Here is a 16,024-nt window from a genome sequence, read left to right on the forward strand (position 1 = left end):
TCAGGCCGCCCCCGAGGCGCGCGCGCCTTCGATCCGGGCCACTTCCTCGGCCGGCACGTAGTAGTCGCGGTCGTAATTGAAGGTGTGGGCGATCGAGTAGACCAGCAGCGCCACGAAGCTCAGCGCCGCCAGCCACCAGATGTACCAGATCATCGCAAAGCCCAGCACCAGGGCCAGGGCCGAGATGATCACCCCTGCCCCGGTGTTGCGGGGCATGTGGATCGGGCGGAAGCCCTGCGTCGGATGTTCATGCCCCAGCGCCTTCATGTCGTACCAGGCGTCGAGGTCGTGCACCCGCGGGGTGAAGGCGAAGTTGTAGGGCGGCGGCGGCGAGGTGGTCGACCACTCCAGGGTCCGGCCGTCCCAGGGATCGCCGGTGGTGTCGCGCAGCGCCTCGCGGTTGCGGATGCTGACGGCGATCTGGATCACGAAGGCGACGATGCCGACCAGGATGATCAGCGCGCCGATGCCGGCGATGACGAACCAGATCTGCAGCGAGGGATCGTCGAAGTGGCGCACGCGGCGCGTGGTGCCCATCAGCCCGACGACGTAGATCGGCGTCCAGGCGACCCAGTAGCCGATCACCCAGCCCCAGAACGAGATCTTTCCCCAGAAGGGATCGAGCTTGAAGCCGAAGGCCTTGGGGAACCAGTAGACCATGCCGGCGAAGAGCCCGAAGACCACGCCGCCGATGATCACGTTGTGGAAGTGGGCGACAAGGAACAGGCTGTTGTGCAGGACGAAATCGGCCGGCGGCACGGCCAGCAGCACCCCGGTCATCCCGCCGACCACGAAGGTCAGCATGAAGGCCACGACCCACATCATCGGCAGCTCGAACCGGATGCGGCCGCGGTACATCGTGAACAGCCAGTTGAAGATCTTCGCGCCCGTCGGGATCGAGATCACCATGGTCGCGATGCCGAAGAACGAGTTGACGCTCGCCCCCGACCCCATCGTGAAGAAGTGGTGCAGCCAGACCAGGTACGACAGGATGGTGATGACCACCGTCGCGTAGACCATCGACGAGTAGCCGAAGAGCCGCTTGCCCGAGAAAGTCGAGGTGATCTCGGAGAAGATCCCGAACGCCGGCAGGATCAGCACGTAGACCTCCGGATGCCCCCAGATCCACACCAGGTTCCAGTACATCATCGGGTTGCCGCCGAGGTCGTTGGTGAAGAAGTTCATCCCCACGTAGCGGTCGAGCATCAGCAGCGCGAAGGCCCCGGTCAGCACCGGGAAGATGGCGATGGCCAGGACGTTGCTGCACAGGGCGGTCCAGCAGAACACCGGCATCTTCATCATGGTCATGCCGGGCGCGCGCATCTTGATGATGGTGGTGACCATGTTGATCGCCGACAGGGTCGTGCCGACCCCGGCGATCTGGAGCGCCCATAGGTAATAGTCCGGCCCGGTGTCCGGACTGTTCTGGATGTTGGAGACCGGCACGTAGTTCAGCCAGCCGCCGCGGGAGAACTCGCCGACGAACAGCGAGATCATCACCAGCACCGCGCCGGCGACGGTCAGCCAGAAGCTGAGGTTGTTGAGGAACGGGAACGCCACGTCCCGCGCCCCGATCTGCAGCGGCATGACGAAGTTGATCAGCCCGACGATCAGCGGGATCGCCACGAAGAAGATCATGATCGTGCCGTGGGCGGTGAAGATCTGATCGTAGTGGTGGGCCGGCAGGTAGCCCTCGGCCCCGCCGAAGGCGATCGCCTGCTGGGCGCGCATCATCAGGGCGTCGGCGAACCCGCGCAGCAGCATGATGATCCCGAGGATCATGTACATGATGCCGATCTTCTTGTGGTCGACGCTGGTCAGCCACTCGCGCCAGAGCCAGCCCCACAGCCGGTAGCGGGTCACGCCGCCGAGGATGCCGAGCCCAAGCAGGATTACGACGATGAAGGTGCCCAGCAGGATCGGTTCGTGAAGCGGAATGGACTCCCACGACAGCCGGCCGAACAGCATCGTCCAGAAGGTCTGCTCGTGCATGTCTATCTCCGGCTCATCCGAGCGCCGTGGGCGCGCCGGGTTCGAGGAAGGACGTGTCGTGAGGATGCGGAGCGACCGGCGCGGCCTTCGCCGGCGCTGGGGGCGGCGCGGCCGGCTGAGCGCCGTGCGAGACGTGCGATCCGCCGCGCTGGCGATCCTTTGCCATGACCTCGTGCATGCACGGCGTGCCCGGCGGCACGCAGCGGTTCAGCACCCGGTGGAAGAGGTCCGGCTCGACCGAACCGAAGTAGGCGGGCGGCACCTTCTCGCTCGGCTTTTCGAGGGCGAGATAGGCCGGCGTGCTCAGGCCGGCGGCGGACTTGGTCTGGGCGACCCAGGTTTCGAAGCCGGCGGCGTCGACGCCGCGCAGCCGGAAGCGCATGTCCGAGAAGCCCTCGCCGCTGTAGTTGGCCGAGAAGCCTTCATAGTCGCCGGGGCGGTTGAGCACGGCGTGCAGCTGGCTGCGCATGCCTGGCATCGCATAGACCATCCCCGCCAGGGTCGGGGCGTAGAAGGTGTTCATCATGTTGGTCGAGGTGATGTCGAACCGCACCTGGCGATCGACCGGCAGCACCAGCTCGTTGACCGTGGCGATCCCCTGTTCGGGGTAGATGAACAGCCACTTCCAATCCATCGCCACGACCTGGACGGTCAGCGGCGCCTCGCCGGCGACGGTCGGCTTGCCCGGGGCGATGCGGTCCAGCGGCCGGAACGGATCGAGCAGGTGCGTGCTCGACCAGGTCAGCGCGCCGAGCGCGATGATGATCAGCAGCGGCCCGGCCCAGATCGCCAGCTCGAGCGAGGTGGAGTGGTCGAAGTCGGGATCGTAGGTCGCCTCGCGATTGCCGCTGCGATAGCGCCAAGCGAACACGACGATCAGCACGATCACCGGAACGATGATCAGCAGCATCAGGCCGGTCGAGGTGTAGATCAGGTTGCGCTGCTGAAGCGCGATGTCGCCCGCCGGGTCGAGCACGTCGCGCGCGCATCCGGCCAGCAGCAGCAGAGGCGCCAGGACCAGGGCGGCGGCCGCGCGCTTCACCCCCTCTGTTTGGAACGATCTCGCCCATCGGCCATTGCCTTGTCGCGGCATCGCTGTTCCGCTCTCAAGCCAAGGGTGGGCGCAAGCCGGCTGATGGCCCGACCGCCATTCGGAAACGCAGAGGGACAGAGGAGATCAGCAGCATGGTCGGGCCGGTCACCGCGTCGTCGACGTCAACGCCGCTGGAGCGCGACGCTGCGCTGATCAACGCACGAGAGCACCGTGTGGCTCCCGGCGAAATTGCAATCGGCGTGATCATCGGCCGAACCAGCGAGTTCTTCGACTTCTTCGTCTATGCGATCGCCTCGGTCCTGGTGTTCCCGGCCGTGGTGTTTCCGTATGTCGATGCGGTCACCGGAACGCTCTACGCGTTCGCGATCTTCGCCCTGGCCTTCGTCGGCCGCCCGTTCGGCACCCTGCTGTTCACCGCCCTCGACCGCCGGCACGGGCGCGGCGTGAAGCTGACCCTTGCGCTCTTCCTGCTAGGCGGCTCGACCATGGCGATGGCGCTGCTGCCCAGCTACCACCAGGTCGGCGTCTGGTCGGCCGTGCTGCTGGCGCTGTTCCGGTTCACCCAGGGCATGGCGCTGGGCGGCGCCTGGGACGGCCTGCCCTCGCTGCTGGCGCTGAACGCCCCGCGCGAGCGGCGCGGCTGGTACGCGATGATCCCGCAGCTCGGCGCGCCGCTCGGCCTGCTCGTGGCCGCGGCCCTGTTCGGCTATTTCCTCTATGTGCTGCCCGCCGACGACTTCCTCAACTGGGGATGGCGCTATCCGTTCTTCGTCGCCCTGGCGATCAATGTCGTGGCCCTGTTCGCGCGGCTGCGGATCGTCGCGACGCCCGAGTTCCAGCGGCTGTTCGAGACCCGCGACCTGCAGCCCTCCCCGCCGTTCGCCACCGTGTTCGCCGAGTGGCGCACCATCGCGCTGGGCGCGCTCGCCACCCTGGCCAGCTTCGCGCTGTTCCATCTGGTGACGGTCTTCCCGCTTTCGTACGTGACCCTGTTCGCCGACGAGCCGCCGATCCGCTTCCTGATCATCGAGGGCGTCGGGGCGATCGTCTGCGTGGGCGCGGTGATCGCGTCGGGCGTGATCGCCGACCGGGTCGGGCGCCGCGCTCTGCTGGGCGTTTCGGCGGTGTTGATCGGCGCCTATAGCGGCTTTGCGCCCCAACTGCTGAACGCCGGGCCGGTCGGCGAGGTGTTCTACATGCTGGTCGGCTTCGTGCTGCTGGGGCTGGCGTTCGGCCAGTCGTCGGGCATCGTCAACAGCAAGTTCCCGCCCGAGCACCGCTACACGGGCGCGGCGATCGTCGCGAACTCCGCCTGGCTGATCGGGGCCGGCTTCGCCCCACTCGTGGCGCTGCTGCTGGCCACTCGGTTCGGCCTCTGGTCGGTCGGCGCCTACCTGCTGTCAGGGGCGATCTGCACCCTGGCGGCGCTGGCGATCAGCCGGGACTGGGGCGAAGCCGCCTAGCGCCGCAGGATCAGTCCGACGCGGAAAGTCTGGGGCTGATCGTAGCTTTCCAGGCCGTCGCCGGTCTGGGCGGTCTCGATCTTCGCATCGAACAGGTTCTCGGCCGCGGCGTAGAGCGTCACGGCGCGCGACACCGACCAGTCGGCGCGCAGGTCGACCTCGGTCGCCGCCGACAGTTCGCGGGTGTTGAGGTCGTCGTCGTAGCGGTCGCCCTCGTAGCGGACGCCGGCGCGCAGGCTGAGGACGTCGAGCGGACGCCAAGTCGCCTCGCCGGCCGCGGTCAGGCGCGGGGTCTGGGCCGGACGCAGGCCGGTGAGCTGCGGCGCGGCCGAGCCGCCGTCGACCTCGGCTTCGGTATAGGCGCCGGCCAGGCGCAGGGTGAGGCTCTCCCAGCGGCGCTCGATCTCGGCCTCGACGCCATAGGCCTCGACCTCGCCGGCGTTCTGGCGCTGGCGCAGCACGCCGCCGGCCGGGATCAGGCCGGCGATCGGGAAGGTCCCGGGTCCAAAGCCGATGGTGACGTTGGTGACCGCGCCTTCAAGCCGGTTGGCGAAGACGGTGACGTCCCAGCGCAGCGCCCCCTCCGCCCCGACGCCGAGCTCGACGCCATACAGCTTCTCGGGCTCCAGGCCGGCGTTGGCCTCGGTCACGTCGTTGCCGACCCGGAACGGCCGATAGAGTTCATTGAGCGTCGCGGGCCGGAAGCCGGCATAGGCCGCGCCGCGCAGATAGAGGTCGTCGGACACGCTGTAGCGCGCTCCGATCCGCCCGGTCGGCAGCCAGCCGTCGCGGTCGCTGGGGCGGTTGTCGAGGGTCACCGCGCCCGTGGCGGCGTCACGCTCGGTGCGATGGCCGTCATAGGTGGCCCAGCGGTCGATCCGCACGCCGCCGGTCAGCAGCCAGTCGCCAAGGTTGCGATAGGCCTCGCCATAGGCGCCCAGCACCGATTGGGTCCCGCCGGCCACCCGGTCGCGGGTGAAAGCGCCGGCCAGGTAGCGGAACTTCTCGCGGGTCTCGCCGTCGAAGATGCGGCCGTCGGCGCCGACTTCCCAACCGCCGTCGGCGGCGTCGCGGCGCAGGGCGGCGTTGAGCCCGTACCCCATGGCCGGGGTCGCGTACTGTTCGCTGGCCGGGGTGGTGGTGTTGCGGCCTGCGGCGACAGCGGCGGAACGGTTCTCAAAGTCCGAGCGCTTGACCCAGCCCTGCAGGCGCCAGCCCGTCCCCTCGCCTTCCGGCGGGTCGACCAAGGTCGCCGAGAGGGTGGCGCCGGTGGCGCGGGAGTCCGCCCCGACCAGGCCCGCGCCGCGCTTTTCCTGATAGCCCGAGAGCCGCACGGCCAATTGCTGGTCGCCCAGTTGCGGCGTCCAGCGCAGCGCGCCGCCGAGGCCGCGATAATAGAGCTCGGTGTCGGCCGCCCCGCGTCCGGCGCCGAGCGGAATCCAGCCGTCGCTACGCTCGCCCGCCACGGCCATGAACAAGTCGCCGACCGCGCCGGCGACTGCGCCGCCGGCCAGGCCGCGTTCGCCGCCGTAGACCTCGTACTCGCCGCCGCTGGGCACGCGGGTGCGCTCGGCAAGCTGGATGGTCCCGGTCAGAGCGCCCGCGCCGTAGGGTCCCGCGCCGGCGCCGCGCACCACCTGGGCCTGTTCGACCGCGATGGTCGGCAGGCCTGTCCACAGCACCCAACCCCCGAACGGATCATTCTGCGGGACGCCGTCGAGCAACACGAGCGCACGGCTTGCGCCGGACCCGGCGATGGAGCGGACGCTGATCCCCTGGGTGGTCGGATTGGACGCCTGGCTAGAGGTGCGGCGGAACAGCTGTACGCCCGGCGTCGCGGTCAGCGCCTCGTCGAGGCGCGGCGCGGTGGCGATGGCCTCGCTGTCGATGGTGACGATCGAGAACGCCTTGTCGGTCGGCGACGGCGGCAACCGCGCGGCCTCGACGACCACCGTGTCGACGAGCGGAGGCAGGTCTAGGGGCACTGTCGCGACTCTCCCGAATGAACGCGTACGGACTAGCGCAGGGTTCTTGATGTCCGGGTAGAGCTAAACCGCAACACCAGGGTCGGGAGACGCACCGCCGGCGCGCCTCCCTTTGTTCCTAGGCCTTGGCGGCGGCCTGGCTAGCGACCAGGGCGGTCATGTTGACGATGCCGCGCGCCGTCACCGTGGGGCTGAGCACGTGCAGCGGCTTGGAGAGCCCCAGCAGCAAGGGCCCGACGGCGATGCCCTCGGTCACCGCGCTGACCAGGGTCAGGGCGATGTTGGCGGCGTCGAGCGACGGCGCGATCAGCAGGTTGGCGTCGCCGGCGAAGGCTCCGCCGGAGATGTAGCGGGTGCGGACCTCTTCGTTCAGCGCCGCGTCGCCGTGCATCTCGCCGTCGATCTCGAGGTTGGGGTCGAGGTCGCGGACGATGGCCAGGGCCTGACGCATCTTGCGGGCGGACGGCGAGTTCGACGAGCCGAAGCTGGAGTGCGAGAGCAGCGCCACCTTCGGCGCGATGCCGAAGCCGCGCACCGCCTCGGCGGCCAGGATGGTCGACTCGGCGATCTGCTCGGCGGTCGGATCGACGTTGACGTGGGTGTCGCAGAAGAACAGCGCGCCCTTGGGCATGATCACCCCCGACAGCGCCGAAATTCGCGAGACGCCCGGCCGCGCCGGGATCACCGGGGTGGCGTAGGTGAAGTGCCGCCACCAGTCGCCGCCGCCGCCGACCAGGGCCCCGTCGACCATGCCCCGACGGAGCAGCATGGCGGCGGTGACGGTGGGACGGGTGACGACCCGGCGGTTGGCGGCGGTCGGCGGCACGCCGCGACGCTCGACGACCGTACGGTACTCGGCCGAGATCTCCTCGACCGACGGATCGGCGTCGGGATCAAAGATCTCGATGTCGCGGTCCGGGGTCAGGCGCAGGCCTAGTTCGCGCACCTTGGCCTCGATGGTCTCGCGGTGGCCGATCAGCACCGGGCGGGCGAGCTGCTCGTCGACGACGGTCTGGACGCCGCGGAGGACGCGCTCGTCCTCGCCTTCGGCGTAGGCGATGCGGCGCTTGCAGTCGCGGGCCTGGGCGAACACCGGGCGCATCAGCTGACCCGAACGATAGACGTAGCCTTCGAGCTCGCGGCGATAGGCCTCGAAGTCGGCTATCGGGCGGCGGGCGACGCCGGAGTCCATCGCCGCCTTGGCGACGGCGGGCGCGATCTCGAGGATCAGGCGCGGATCGAACGGCTTGGGGATCACGTAGTCGCGGCCGAACAGCGGGACCTGGCCGGCATAGGCGCTGGCGACCACGTCGCTGACCTCGGCACGGGCCAGTTCGGCGATCGCCTCGGCGGCGGCCTTCTTCATGGCCTCGTTGATCTCGGTGGCGCCGACGTCGAGGGCGCCGCGGAAGATGAACGGGAAGCAGAGGACGTTGTTGACCTGGTTCGGATAGTCCGAGCGGCCGGTGGCGACGATGGCGTCCGGGCGGCTGGCGACCACCAGCTCGGGCAGGATCTCCGGCTCGGGATTGGCCAGAGCCATGATCAGCGGGCTCTTGGCCAGCAGCGACAGCCATTCCTGCTTGAGCACGCGCGGGGCGGACAGGCCCAGGAAGATGTCGGCGCCGACCAGCACGTCCGGCAGGGTCTGCGCGTTGGTGTCGCGCGCGTAGCGGGCGAGCTCGGGCGTCAGGTCGCCGCGATCCTTGCGCACGACGCCGTTGATGTCGGTCAGGGTGACGTTGTCGGCCGGCAGGCCCATGCTGACCAGCAGATCGACGCAGGCCAGGGCCGCGGCCCCGGCCCCGGACGTGACCAGCTTCACCTCCGAGAGTTTCTTGCCCTGGATGGTCAGGGCATTGCGGACGGCGGCGGCGCAGACGATGGCGGTGCCGTGCTGGTCGTCATGGAAGACCGGGATGTTCATCCGCTGGCGCAGGGCGCGCTCGATGTAGAAGCACTCGGGGGCCTTGATGTCCTCGAGGTTGATGCCGCCGAAGGTCGGCTCCAGCGCGGCGACCACCTCGACGAAATGATCGGGATTGGCCGAGGAGACCTCGAGGTCGAAGACGTCGATGCCGGCGAACTTCTTGAAGAGGACGGCCTTGCCTTCCATCACCGGCTTGGAGGCCAGCGGGCCGATGTTGCCGAGGCCGAGCACCGCGGTGCCGTCGGTGATCACCGCCACCAGGTTGCCGCGGGCAGTGACGCGTTCAGCCCAGGCCGCATCCTCGACGATCGCCTCGCAGGCCGCCGCCACCCCGGGCGAGTAGGCCAGCGCCAGATCGCGTTGGGTGGCCATCGGCTTTGTGGGTTCGACGCTCAGTTTCCCCGGCCGTCCAAACTCGTGATAGGCGAGCGCCGCGCGCCGCAGAGCGTCATCCAAAGCCGGTTCCTTCCAAATACAGAGCTACCCACGCGTGGGGGCTTGGTCCCACGAGGGTCATCGATACGACGGGGCGGAGGCTGGTTTCTAGCCCAGACCGGCGGAAATCCTAGTCCCGCCGGCGAGTTATCGCCGATCAGGCGGCGGTGCGCTCGGCGACGACGGCTTCGACGATGTGCGCGCGGTAGAGCACGGCCAGCAGATCGGTCTGGGTGATGATGCCGATCAGCACGCGGTTCTCGTCGACGACCAGGGCCTCGTGGGCCGCGCCGCTGGACAGCAGCGGCAGCAGCGCCTCGATGGGCGTGGCCTCGCGGACCTTGTGCACGAAGGGGTCGACCACGGTCTCGACCGGCCGCTGGCCGGCGGCCTGCAGTTCGGCCCGGCGGGTCATGCCGACCACCCTGCGCTGGGCGTCGACGACCGGGGCGGTGCGCAGGTCGTGCGCCTGCAGAAAGGCCAGGGCGCTCTCGGCGCTCTGCTGCGCATCCACCGAGATCACGTCGCGCGACATGATCGCGCCGCAGAGGATCGCCGAGTGCAGGCGCTTGTGAGCCGCCAGTTCGACCTGGCGAAACAGGGCGTCGAGGTCGGCGCGGCTGACGTCCAACAGTTCGCCGTACTGGGCCAGGGCCTGGTCGAGGTCGGCGGACGTATAGCCGACGCGGCTCTGCGGGACCGGATCGCTGGTGGCGTGCGGGCTGGCGGCGGCGGGCACGCGGTGCGGATAGGACCGGCCCATCAGGCGGTTCAGGCCGATGGCGGCGAGAACCAGCAGCAGCGAGCAGAGCCCGACCGGAACCACCGCGAAGCCGAAGCCGAGATCGGTCACGGCCGAGCCGCCGATCACCGCAGTCAGAGCCATGGCGCCGCCCGGCGGGTGCAGGCAGCGGGCCAGCATCATTGTCACGATGGCCAGCGAGACTGCGAGCGAGGCGGCCACCACCGGTTGGGGAATGAACATGGCGCAGGCCACGCCGACCAAGGCGGAAATGACGTTGCCGCCGAGCACCGCCCGCGGCTGGGCCAACGGGCTGGCCGGCACCGCGAACAGCAGCACCGCAGAGGCGCCGATCGGTCCGACCAGCAGCGGCCCAAGCCCAAGCTCGCCGCCCGAGACCGCGCGTGCGACCACCCCGGCCAGGGCCACGCCCAGCAAACTGCCGACGCCGGCGCGAAGCACGTCGTCGAACCGCAGCGGCGCGCGGCCGCCCAGCGCGGTGATCAGCCTGCTCAACATGCGGGCGCTTATGCACAGAAGATCGGCGCCCCGCGCCCTGGAATCTCTATCCGGGCCTCAAGTTTTTCAGACGGCGCGACGAAGCGTCGCCTTTGGAATCGCAATGGTTTCGGCTTTGGCTGCCCGTGAACCGCGAGCGTGGCAGTTAAGCCGGCTGAAAGCGTTTGCCTGACAGGATGCCATCGTGAGCGCCCCCGACTACACCGACCGCCGAGAGCATGCCCGCGAGCCGACGAGCCTTCGCGCCCGTGTGTTCTATGGCAAGGACATGGCCCATTGGGCCGACTGCACGATCGTCGACCTGAGCAAGGGCGGCGCGCGGCTGCAGATCTCGGCGATCTATCCCCTGCCCTCGCGGTTCGTGGTTCTGCAGCTGCTCGGCGGCATCGTCTACGACGTCCGCGTTCGTTGGCGGCGCGGCGACATGACCGGCGTCTCGTTCGACGCGCAGGCCCAGATTGAGACCAACACCGAAGAACGCCTGGCCGGCGTCCAGAAAGCCTGGGAAGCGCTGCGCGCGGCCTAGGCCGCGGTACGCTTGGCGACGCACGGCGCCGCCGCGCCAAGCACGCGCTCGCTCGAGGCCGGGAACCGGGCCAGAGCCGCGGCGGAACGGATCGGGCGTGTCGCAAAGGCGCCGCCGCAATTGGGACAGGCGCCGCTCAGCACGCCGTCGGCGCAGGCCGCGCAAAAGGTGCATTCGAACGAACAGATCCGCGCATCGGCCGACTCGGGCGGCAGGTCGCGGTCGCAGCATTCGCAGTTCGGCTTCAGCAGCAGCATTCCACGCTCCGGGGTTCGAGGGTGGAACAATAGCGCTCCGCGGTCGATCGGCGGAACGACTTAGATCCCTCGAAAACCGCCAAAAACGGCCGCGATCAGGCGTCCCAGACGCGGCCGCTGTGGGCCACGTGGAAATCGCCGCTGACCGACAGCACGATCCAGTCGCCGGCCTGGGCGATCGCCCAGCCTTGCGGCGTGCAGACCTGGACGGCGCCGCCCTCGGTCATGGCCTGGGCGTCGTCGCCTAGCCAAGCCCAGAGCTTGTGCCAGCTACGGGTGTCGTTGGCCGGCGGCACGCGAAGCGCAGCGCCGTGATCGAAAGCAGCGGTGGAACGAGCGGACCTCATGAGGACGAAGTAGGCGCTGCGTCGGTGACCAGATCCTTAAAGCCGGTTCACTCTGTTTTCATTCCGCACGCAAAGCCGCCGCCGGCCGCTTGGCCAGGGCGTGAAGCGACGCCAGCAGCCCGCCAAGGGCCGCCAGCAGCGCCGCCCCCAGCACCAGAGCCGCGACGCCGGACCAGTCCACCGCCCAGTCGGCCTTGAACACCAAAGTCACCACCGGCCAGGCGGCCAGCGCGCCGAGGCCCACGCCGGTGACGCCGGCGATCAGACCGACCGCGCCGTACTCAAGCACATAGGCGCTGAGCACCTGCAGCCGGGTCGCTCCCAGCACCTTGAGGATCGAGGCCTCGCGCGTGCGGGCCTGGGCGCGGGCGGCGATGGCGCCGGTCAGCACCAGGAGACCGGCCAGGGCGGCGACAGCCGCGGCGCTGCGGATCGCCAGCACCAGCCGGTCGAAAAGTTCGGTCGCCGCCTCCAACTGCTCGCGCACCGAGATGACGTTCACCTCCGGGAACTCGGCCCCCAGAGCGCGGGTCACGCGGGCCTCCTGCTCCTTGCCGGCCTTGGCGATGGCGACGTGCCGAAGTTCAGCGCCTTCCAGGGTTGAGGGCGTCAGGATCAGCGGGAAGCTGGCGCCGAAGCCGCCGACGTCGACCTTCCGCAGCACCGCGATCCTAGCCTCGATCTCGCGACCAAGCACCGAGAGCGTGACCATGTCGCCGACCTTCAGCCCACCCGCGCGGGCGGCGTCGACCTCCATGGCCAGCAGCGGCGGCCCCTGATAGTTCGCCGGCCACCAGCGGCCCTCGACGATCTGGGGATCGGCCGGCTGCGGGCCGATGGCCGAGATCGAGATGTCGTTGTCGTAAGCCCAGCGTTCACGCTCGGCGATGGCCCTTCGAACAACCGGCTCGCCCTTGATGCGGACGATGCGGCCGGTGAGAAACGGCGCGCGCAAGTAGTTGTCATCATTCAGCTTCTGGCCGAAGGCGGTCTGCACGACCTGGTCGAAGCGCGCGGCTTCCGAGCCCGGAATCTCGGTGAACACGATGGCCGGCGCCGTTTTGGGCGCCACCTCGGCGACCTGGCGCAGCAGGCTCGACTGGATCAGCACCACCGCGGCCAGCAGGCCGACGCCGAGGCCGATGGCCGGAGCCGCTGTGCGCGCGGCCGAGCGCGGACCGGCGAGATTGGCCAGGCCCATCCGCACCGCGCCGTGGGTCCGCCCTCGCAGGCGTCCGGCCAGGTGGGCCGCCAGCAGGCCCAGGCCCCAGAGCAGCACGAACGACGCCGCCACGCCGCCGATCATCAACCCGGCGGCCAGCGGGGTCGGCGCGGTCACCACCGAGAGCACCCCCAGCGCGACGGCGGCGAGCGCCGCCCCCACCGTCTCCACGCTGAAGCCAAGTCGCCCGCGGGTGTCGCGGCGGAACAGACTGGCCGGCGGCGTGGCGCGGGCCCGGGCCAGCGGAAACAGGGCGAAGGCGGCGGCCGACAACAGGCCGAAGGCGCCGGCGCGCAGCAGCGGCTCGGGATAGACCGCGAACAGCGCCGGCACCGTCAGGTCGTCGGGGATCAACCCAGCCAGCAGGAACGGCGCCGCCGCCCCGACCATCAGGCCGATGGCGACGCCGAGCAGCGCCAGCACGCCGATCTGGATCAGGTAGAGGTCGCGCACGAAGCGGCCCTCCGCCCCCAGCGCCTTGAGGACGGCGATCGAGGGCTTGCGTTCCTCCAGGAAGGCGGTGACCGCGCCGTAGACGCCAAGTCCGCCGGCCACCAGCGAGGCCAGGCCGATGAAGCCGAGGAAGTATTCGAGCTGGTCGATCAGCCAGCGGATGCCGGGCGCGGCGTCGTCGCGGTCGCGGATGCGCACGCCGCGATCCTTGATCTCCTTGCGCAGCGCCTTGCGGGCTTCTGGCGGGGTCATGTCCGCCGGCAGGGCGATGCGGGCGGTCTCCAGGAACGGCAGGCCAGGCTCGAGAAAACCGCCGGCCTCGACCGCCTGGCGACGGACCAGCACGCGCGGCCCCAGCGCAAAGCCGCGCGACAGGCGGTCCGGCTCCTGCACCAGCACGCCGCGGACCACGACTGGCAGCTCGCCGACCAGGATGCGGTCGCCGATCTTCAGGTTCAGCCGCTCCAGCAGCACCCGCTCGACCACCGCCCCTGCGGTACCGTCAGGCGCAGGCGCGATGGCGCGGTGAAAGTCGCCGCCGTCCTCCAGCGTGACCTGGCCGGCCAACGGATAGGCGTCGCTGACCCCGCGCAGCTCGACCAGCCGGCGCTGGCCGTCAGGGGCCTGGGCCATGGCGCGGCTGCCGACCGCCCAGGAAGCCTGGCCGGCCTTCTCGATGGCGGCCCGCTCCACCGGCGTGAAGCGGCGCTGCTCGACGGTGACCGCCATGTCGCCGCCGAGGATCTCGCGCGCCTGGCTGGCCAGGCCCTGGCGGAAGGCCTCGGCGGTCGAACCGGCCGCAGCGATGGCCGCGACGCCCAGCGCCAGGCAGGCGAGGAAGATACGGAACCCGCTGACGCCGGAGCGCAGTTCACGCGCGGCGAAGCGAAACGCGAGCGGCATCAGGCGTGGCCGCCGCTGAGCCGCACCTGGCGGTCGGCGCGTTCGGCCAGGGCAGGATCATGGGTGACCAGGACCATCGCGGCCCCTTCCTCCGCCACCAGGCCGAACAGCAGATCGGCGACCTTGGCGGCGTTGGCGGCGTCGAGATTGCCCGTCGGCTCGTCGGCGAACAGCAGGGCCGGCCGCGGGGCCAAGGCTCTGGCCAGGGCGACGCGCTGCTGCTCGCCCCCCGACAGCTGATGCGGATAGTGGCGCAGGCGGGCGGAGAGCCCGACGCGGTCGAGCCAGCCGCGGGCGACCGCGTCGGCGTCGGCGACGCCGGCGATCTCCAGCGGGGCGGCGACGTTCTCCAGCGCGGTCATGTTGGGCAGCAGGTGGAACGACTGGAAGACCAGCGAGACCTTGCCGCGCCGCAGGCGGGCGCGGCCGTCCTCGCTGAGGCGTCCGAGGTCCTGGCCCAGCAGCTCCACGCGGCCGGCGGTCGGCTGCTCGAGGCCGGCGGCGACGGCGATCAGACTGGACTTGCCCGAGCCCGACGGACCGGTGATCGCCACCCGTTCGCGCGGCGCCACGGAAAAGCTCAGGTCCTTGAGGATTTCCACCGGTCCGGCGGCCGACGGCAGGGTGAGCGAGACGTTGGCGACGGCGAGCGGCGGAACAGCTTCGGACAATGCGGCCTCTGGAGATTGAGCTTCACTGGCTATCGCCTAGATAGGACAGCGACATGGATGCGACATCCCCCCGATTTCCGAGCCGCCGGCTGCTGATCGCCGCCGCCCTGGCCGCCCTGCCGGCCCAGGGCCTGGCCCAACAGCGCCGGGTGATCACCATACTGGGCGACTCGATCACGGCCGGCTACGGCCTGCCGGCCAGCGCCGCGCTGCCCGTGCAGTTGCAGGCGCAGATGCGCAAGCTGGGCTCGAGCGCGATCATCCGCGGCGCCGGAGTATCGGGCGACACCACCGCCGGCGGGTTGGCGCGGGTGGACTTCAGCGTCCAGCGCGACACCGACATCTGCCTGGTGGCGCTGGGCGGGAACGACCTCTTGCAGGGGATCGACCCCAAGCGCACCCTCGCCAATCTCGACAAGATCGTCGCCCGGCTGAAGGCGCGGAAGATCGGGGTGGTGCTCGCCGGGCTGGCGCCGCCGCCGGTGATCGGCCGCACCTACGCCCGCGACTTCCAGGCAGTGTTCCCGGCCGTGGCCAAGGCGCAAGGGGTGGCGCTCTACCCCAACCTGCTGGCCGGGGTGGCCCAGCAGCCGCGCCTGAACCAGCGTGACGGCTTTCACCCGAACGCCCAGGGCGTGGTGGTGATCGCCCAGGGCCTTGCGCCGGTGCTGGTCAAGGCGCTCAGCGGGCGGCGCGCCTAGGTCGCCTGCGGCGCGGCGGCCGGCTTCGCCGGCTTGGCCGGCTCCCCGACGCCGCCGGACTTGCCGCCGTCGTCGAAGATCACCGAGCCGGCGCCGGCGACGTCTGTCTCCAGACGCTTGGGCCGGGTCAGCAGCCGGGCGGTGGCCGAGCCGGAGACTTCCAGGCTGGCCGCCTCGCGCGGGGCCAGAGTGACCTCGGCCGATCCCGAGATGTCCGCCTCTGCATTGTCGGTGACGAGGTCAGTAAGGTCGGCCTCGCCCGAGCCGGAGAGCTCGACGTCCACCTCGCGGGCCTGGCCGCTGGCGACCACCTCCGACGAGCCGCTGGCGACGATCTGCAGCTGGTCCTGCTTGTAGCTGCGGATCTCCAGGCGATCGTCGCCGCTGATCTGGAAGTGCGTGACGGCCGGCGCGCTCATCACCACGCGCAAGCGGGCGTAGTCAGCGAGCGGCTGGTCGAGGCTGAAGCGCCCGTTGCTCAGGCGGATCCGATCGACGACCTCCTTGGGGCCGTGAATCGTGACCTTGCCCGGCCCCGGGGCCTGGGTGAACTCGACGGCGGCGGGAATGTCGAACTCGGCCTTGGTCGAGCCGTCCCACGCCAGTTCGCGGGTGACCTCGCTGGCGTCCTTTTCGAGCGGCTGGTCGCGGCGCAGGTCGCGGTCGCGCCATTCGCGGCGCTCGTGGCGGTCATGCCAGTCCACGTCCCAGTTCCAGTTGCGGGCGGCCAGCTCAGGGCCGCCCAGCGCGGCGGCGCCGGCCAGGGCCACGACCCCGGCCAGGAAGCCGGCCACGGCGATCATCACAAGCACTCTGATCATGAT

The 16,024-nt window shown here is 70.1% G+C and carries 13 protein-coding genes; 3 read left to right on the top strand and 10 right to left on the bottom strand.

From position 1 onward, the window contains the following. Window positions 1–1,968, bottom strand: coding sequence for a cytochrome o ubiquinol oxidase subunit I (cyoB, locus tag AC1Q87_RS06890; RefSeq protein ID WP_492608275.1), 1,968 nt, complete (start codon window positions 1,966–1,968; stop codon window positions 1–3). Between the two features lie 37 nt (window positions 1,969–2,005). Then, complete coding sequence (cyoA, locus tag AC1Q87_RS06895) at window positions 2,006–3,034, bottom strand: ubiquinol oxidase subunit II (RefSeq protein ID WP_492608223.1); 1,029 nt, start codon at window positions 3,032–3,034, stop codon at window positions 2,006–2,008. A 143-nt stretch (window positions 3,035–3,177) separates the two neighbouring features. Between cyoA and AC1Q87_RS06900 the strand changes: the two genes are divergently transcribed. Further along, window positions 3,178–4,509, top strand: coding sequence for an MFS transporter (locus AC1Q87_RS06900; RefSeq protein WP_492608224.1), 1,332 nt, complete (start codon window positions 3,178–3,180; stop codon window positions 4,507–4,509). Here AC1Q87_RS06900 and AC1Q87_RS06905 read toward each other — a convergent pair. From AC1Q87_RS06905 to AC1Q87_RS06915, 3 genes are all read right to left on the bottom strand, one after another. Next, window positions 4,506–6,494, bottom strand: a complete 1,989-nt coding sequence (locus tag AC1Q87_RS06905; RefSeq protein WP_492608225.1) for a TonB-dependent receptor — start codon at window positions 6,492–6,494, stop codon at window positions 4,506–4,508. The genes AC1Q87_RS06900 and AC1Q87_RS06905 overlap by 4 nt on opposite strands. A gap of 118 nt (window positions 6,495–6,612) precedes the next feature. Continuing rightward, entirely contained in the window at window positions 6,613–8,880 is a 2,268-nt protein-coding gene (locus tag AC1Q87_RS06910) for an NADP-dependent malic enzyme (RefSeq protein ID WP_492608226.1), read from the bottom strand. A gap of 136 nt (window positions 8,881–9,016) precedes the next feature. After that, a complete protein-coding gene (locus tag AC1Q87_RS06915) occupies window positions 9,017–10,120 on the bottom strand; it encodes an HPP family protein (RefSeq protein WP_492608227.1) in 1,104 nt (367 codons plus the stop codon). 184 nt (window positions 10,121–10,304) lie between these two features. Between AC1Q87_RS06915 and AC1Q87_RS06920 the strand changes: the two genes are divergently transcribed. Continuing rightward, window positions 10,305–10,646, top strand: coding sequence for a PilZ domain-containing protein (locus AC1Q87_RS06920; RefSeq protein WP_492608228.1), 342 nt, complete (start codon window positions 10,305–10,307; stop codon window positions 10,644–10,646). On the opposite strand, the gene AC1Q87_RS06925 is transcribed toward AC1Q87_RS06920, so the two are convergent. The 4 genes from AC1Q87_RS06925 to AC1Q87_RS06940 all read right to left on the bottom strand — a co-directional run bounded on the left by AC1Q87_RS06925 (window position 10,643) and on the right by AC1Q87_RS06940 (window position 14,499). Next, entirely contained in the window at window positions 10,643–10,903 is a 261-nt protein-coding gene (locus tag AC1Q87_RS06925; protein WP_492608229.1) for a DUF1272 domain-containing protein, read from the bottom strand. The two genes, AC1Q87_RS06920 and AC1Q87_RS06925, sit on opposite strands and share 4 nt — an antisense overlap. Window positions 10,904–10,998: 95 nt before the next feature. After that, a complete protein-coding gene (locus AC1Q87_RS06930; protein ID WP_492608230.1) occupies window positions 10,999–11,250 on the bottom strand; it encodes a hypothetical protein in 252 nt (83 codons plus the stop codon). Window positions 11,251–11,308: 58 nt separating this feature from the next. After that, entirely contained in the window at window positions 11,309–13,828 is a 2,520-nt protein-coding gene (locus tag AC1Q87_RS06935; protein WP_492608231.1) for an ABC transporter permease, read from the bottom strand. After that, window positions 13,828–14,499, bottom strand: a complete 672-nt coding sequence (locus tag AC1Q87_RS06940) for an ABC transporter ATP-binding protein (RefSeq protein WP_492608232.1) — start codon at window positions 14,497–14,499, stop codon at window positions 13,828–13,830. The genes AC1Q87_RS06935 and AC1Q87_RS06940 overlap by 1 nt, the downstream gene beginning before the upstream one ends. 53 nt (window positions 14,500–14,552) lie before the next feature. Between AC1Q87_RS06940 and AC1Q87_RS06945 the strand changes: the two genes are divergently transcribed. Next, on the top strand, window positions 14,553–15,200 hold the full coding sequence (locus AC1Q87_RS06945) for an arylesterase (RefSeq protein ID WP_492608233.1): 648 nt from the start codon (window positions 14,553–14,555) through the stop codon (window positions 15,198–15,200). On the opposite strand, the gene AC1Q87_RS06950 is transcribed toward AC1Q87_RS06945, so the two are convergent. Next, entirely contained in the window at window positions 15,197–16,021 is an 825-nt protein-coding gene (locus AC1Q87_RS06950; protein WP_492608234.1) for a GIN domain-containing protein, read from the bottom strand. The genes AC1Q87_RS06945 and AC1Q87_RS06950 overlap by 4 nt on opposite strands. Window positions 16,022–16,024 lie beyond the last annotated feature (3 nt).

It is taken from the genome of Phenylobacterium sp. GW823-FHT02A09, from assembly GCF_058797775.1.

Bases quoted from the DNA above. Each gene is read 5' to 3' on its own strand.
- AC1Q87_RS06935 (WP_492608231.1), bottom strand. From the start codon at position 13,828: ATGCCGCTCGCGTTTCGCTTCGCCGCGCGTGAACTGCGCTCCGGCGTC.
- AC1Q87_RS06925 (WP_492608229.1), bottom strand. From the start codon at position 10,903: ATGCTGCTGCTGAAGCCGAACTGCGAATGCTGCGACCGCGACCTGCCG.
- cyoB (WP_492608275.1), bottom strand. From the start codon at position 1,968: ATGCTGTTCGGCCGGCTGTCGTGGGAGTCCATTCCGCTTCACGAACCG.
- AC1Q87_RS06945 (WP_492608233.1), top strand. From the start codon at position 14,553: ATGGATGCGACATCCCCCCGATTTCCGAGCCGCCGGCTGCTGATCGCC.
- AC1Q87_RS06950 (WP_492608234.1), bottom strand. From the start codon at position 16,021: ATGATCAGAGTGCTTGTGATGATCGCCGTGGCCGGCTTCCTGGCCGGG.
- AC1Q87_RS06930 (WP_492608230.1), bottom strand. From the start codon at position 11,250: ATGAGGTCCGCTCGTTCCACCGCTGCTTTCGATCACGGCGCTGCGCTT.
- AC1Q87_RS06900 (WP_492608224.1), top strand. From the start codon at position 3,178: ATGGTCGGGCCGGTCACCGCGTCGTCGACGTCAACGCCGCTGGAGCGC.
- AC1Q87_RS06915 (WP_492608227.1), bottom strand. From the start codon at position 10,120: ATGTTGAGCAGGCTGATCACCGCGCTGGGCGGCCGCGCGCCGCTGCGG.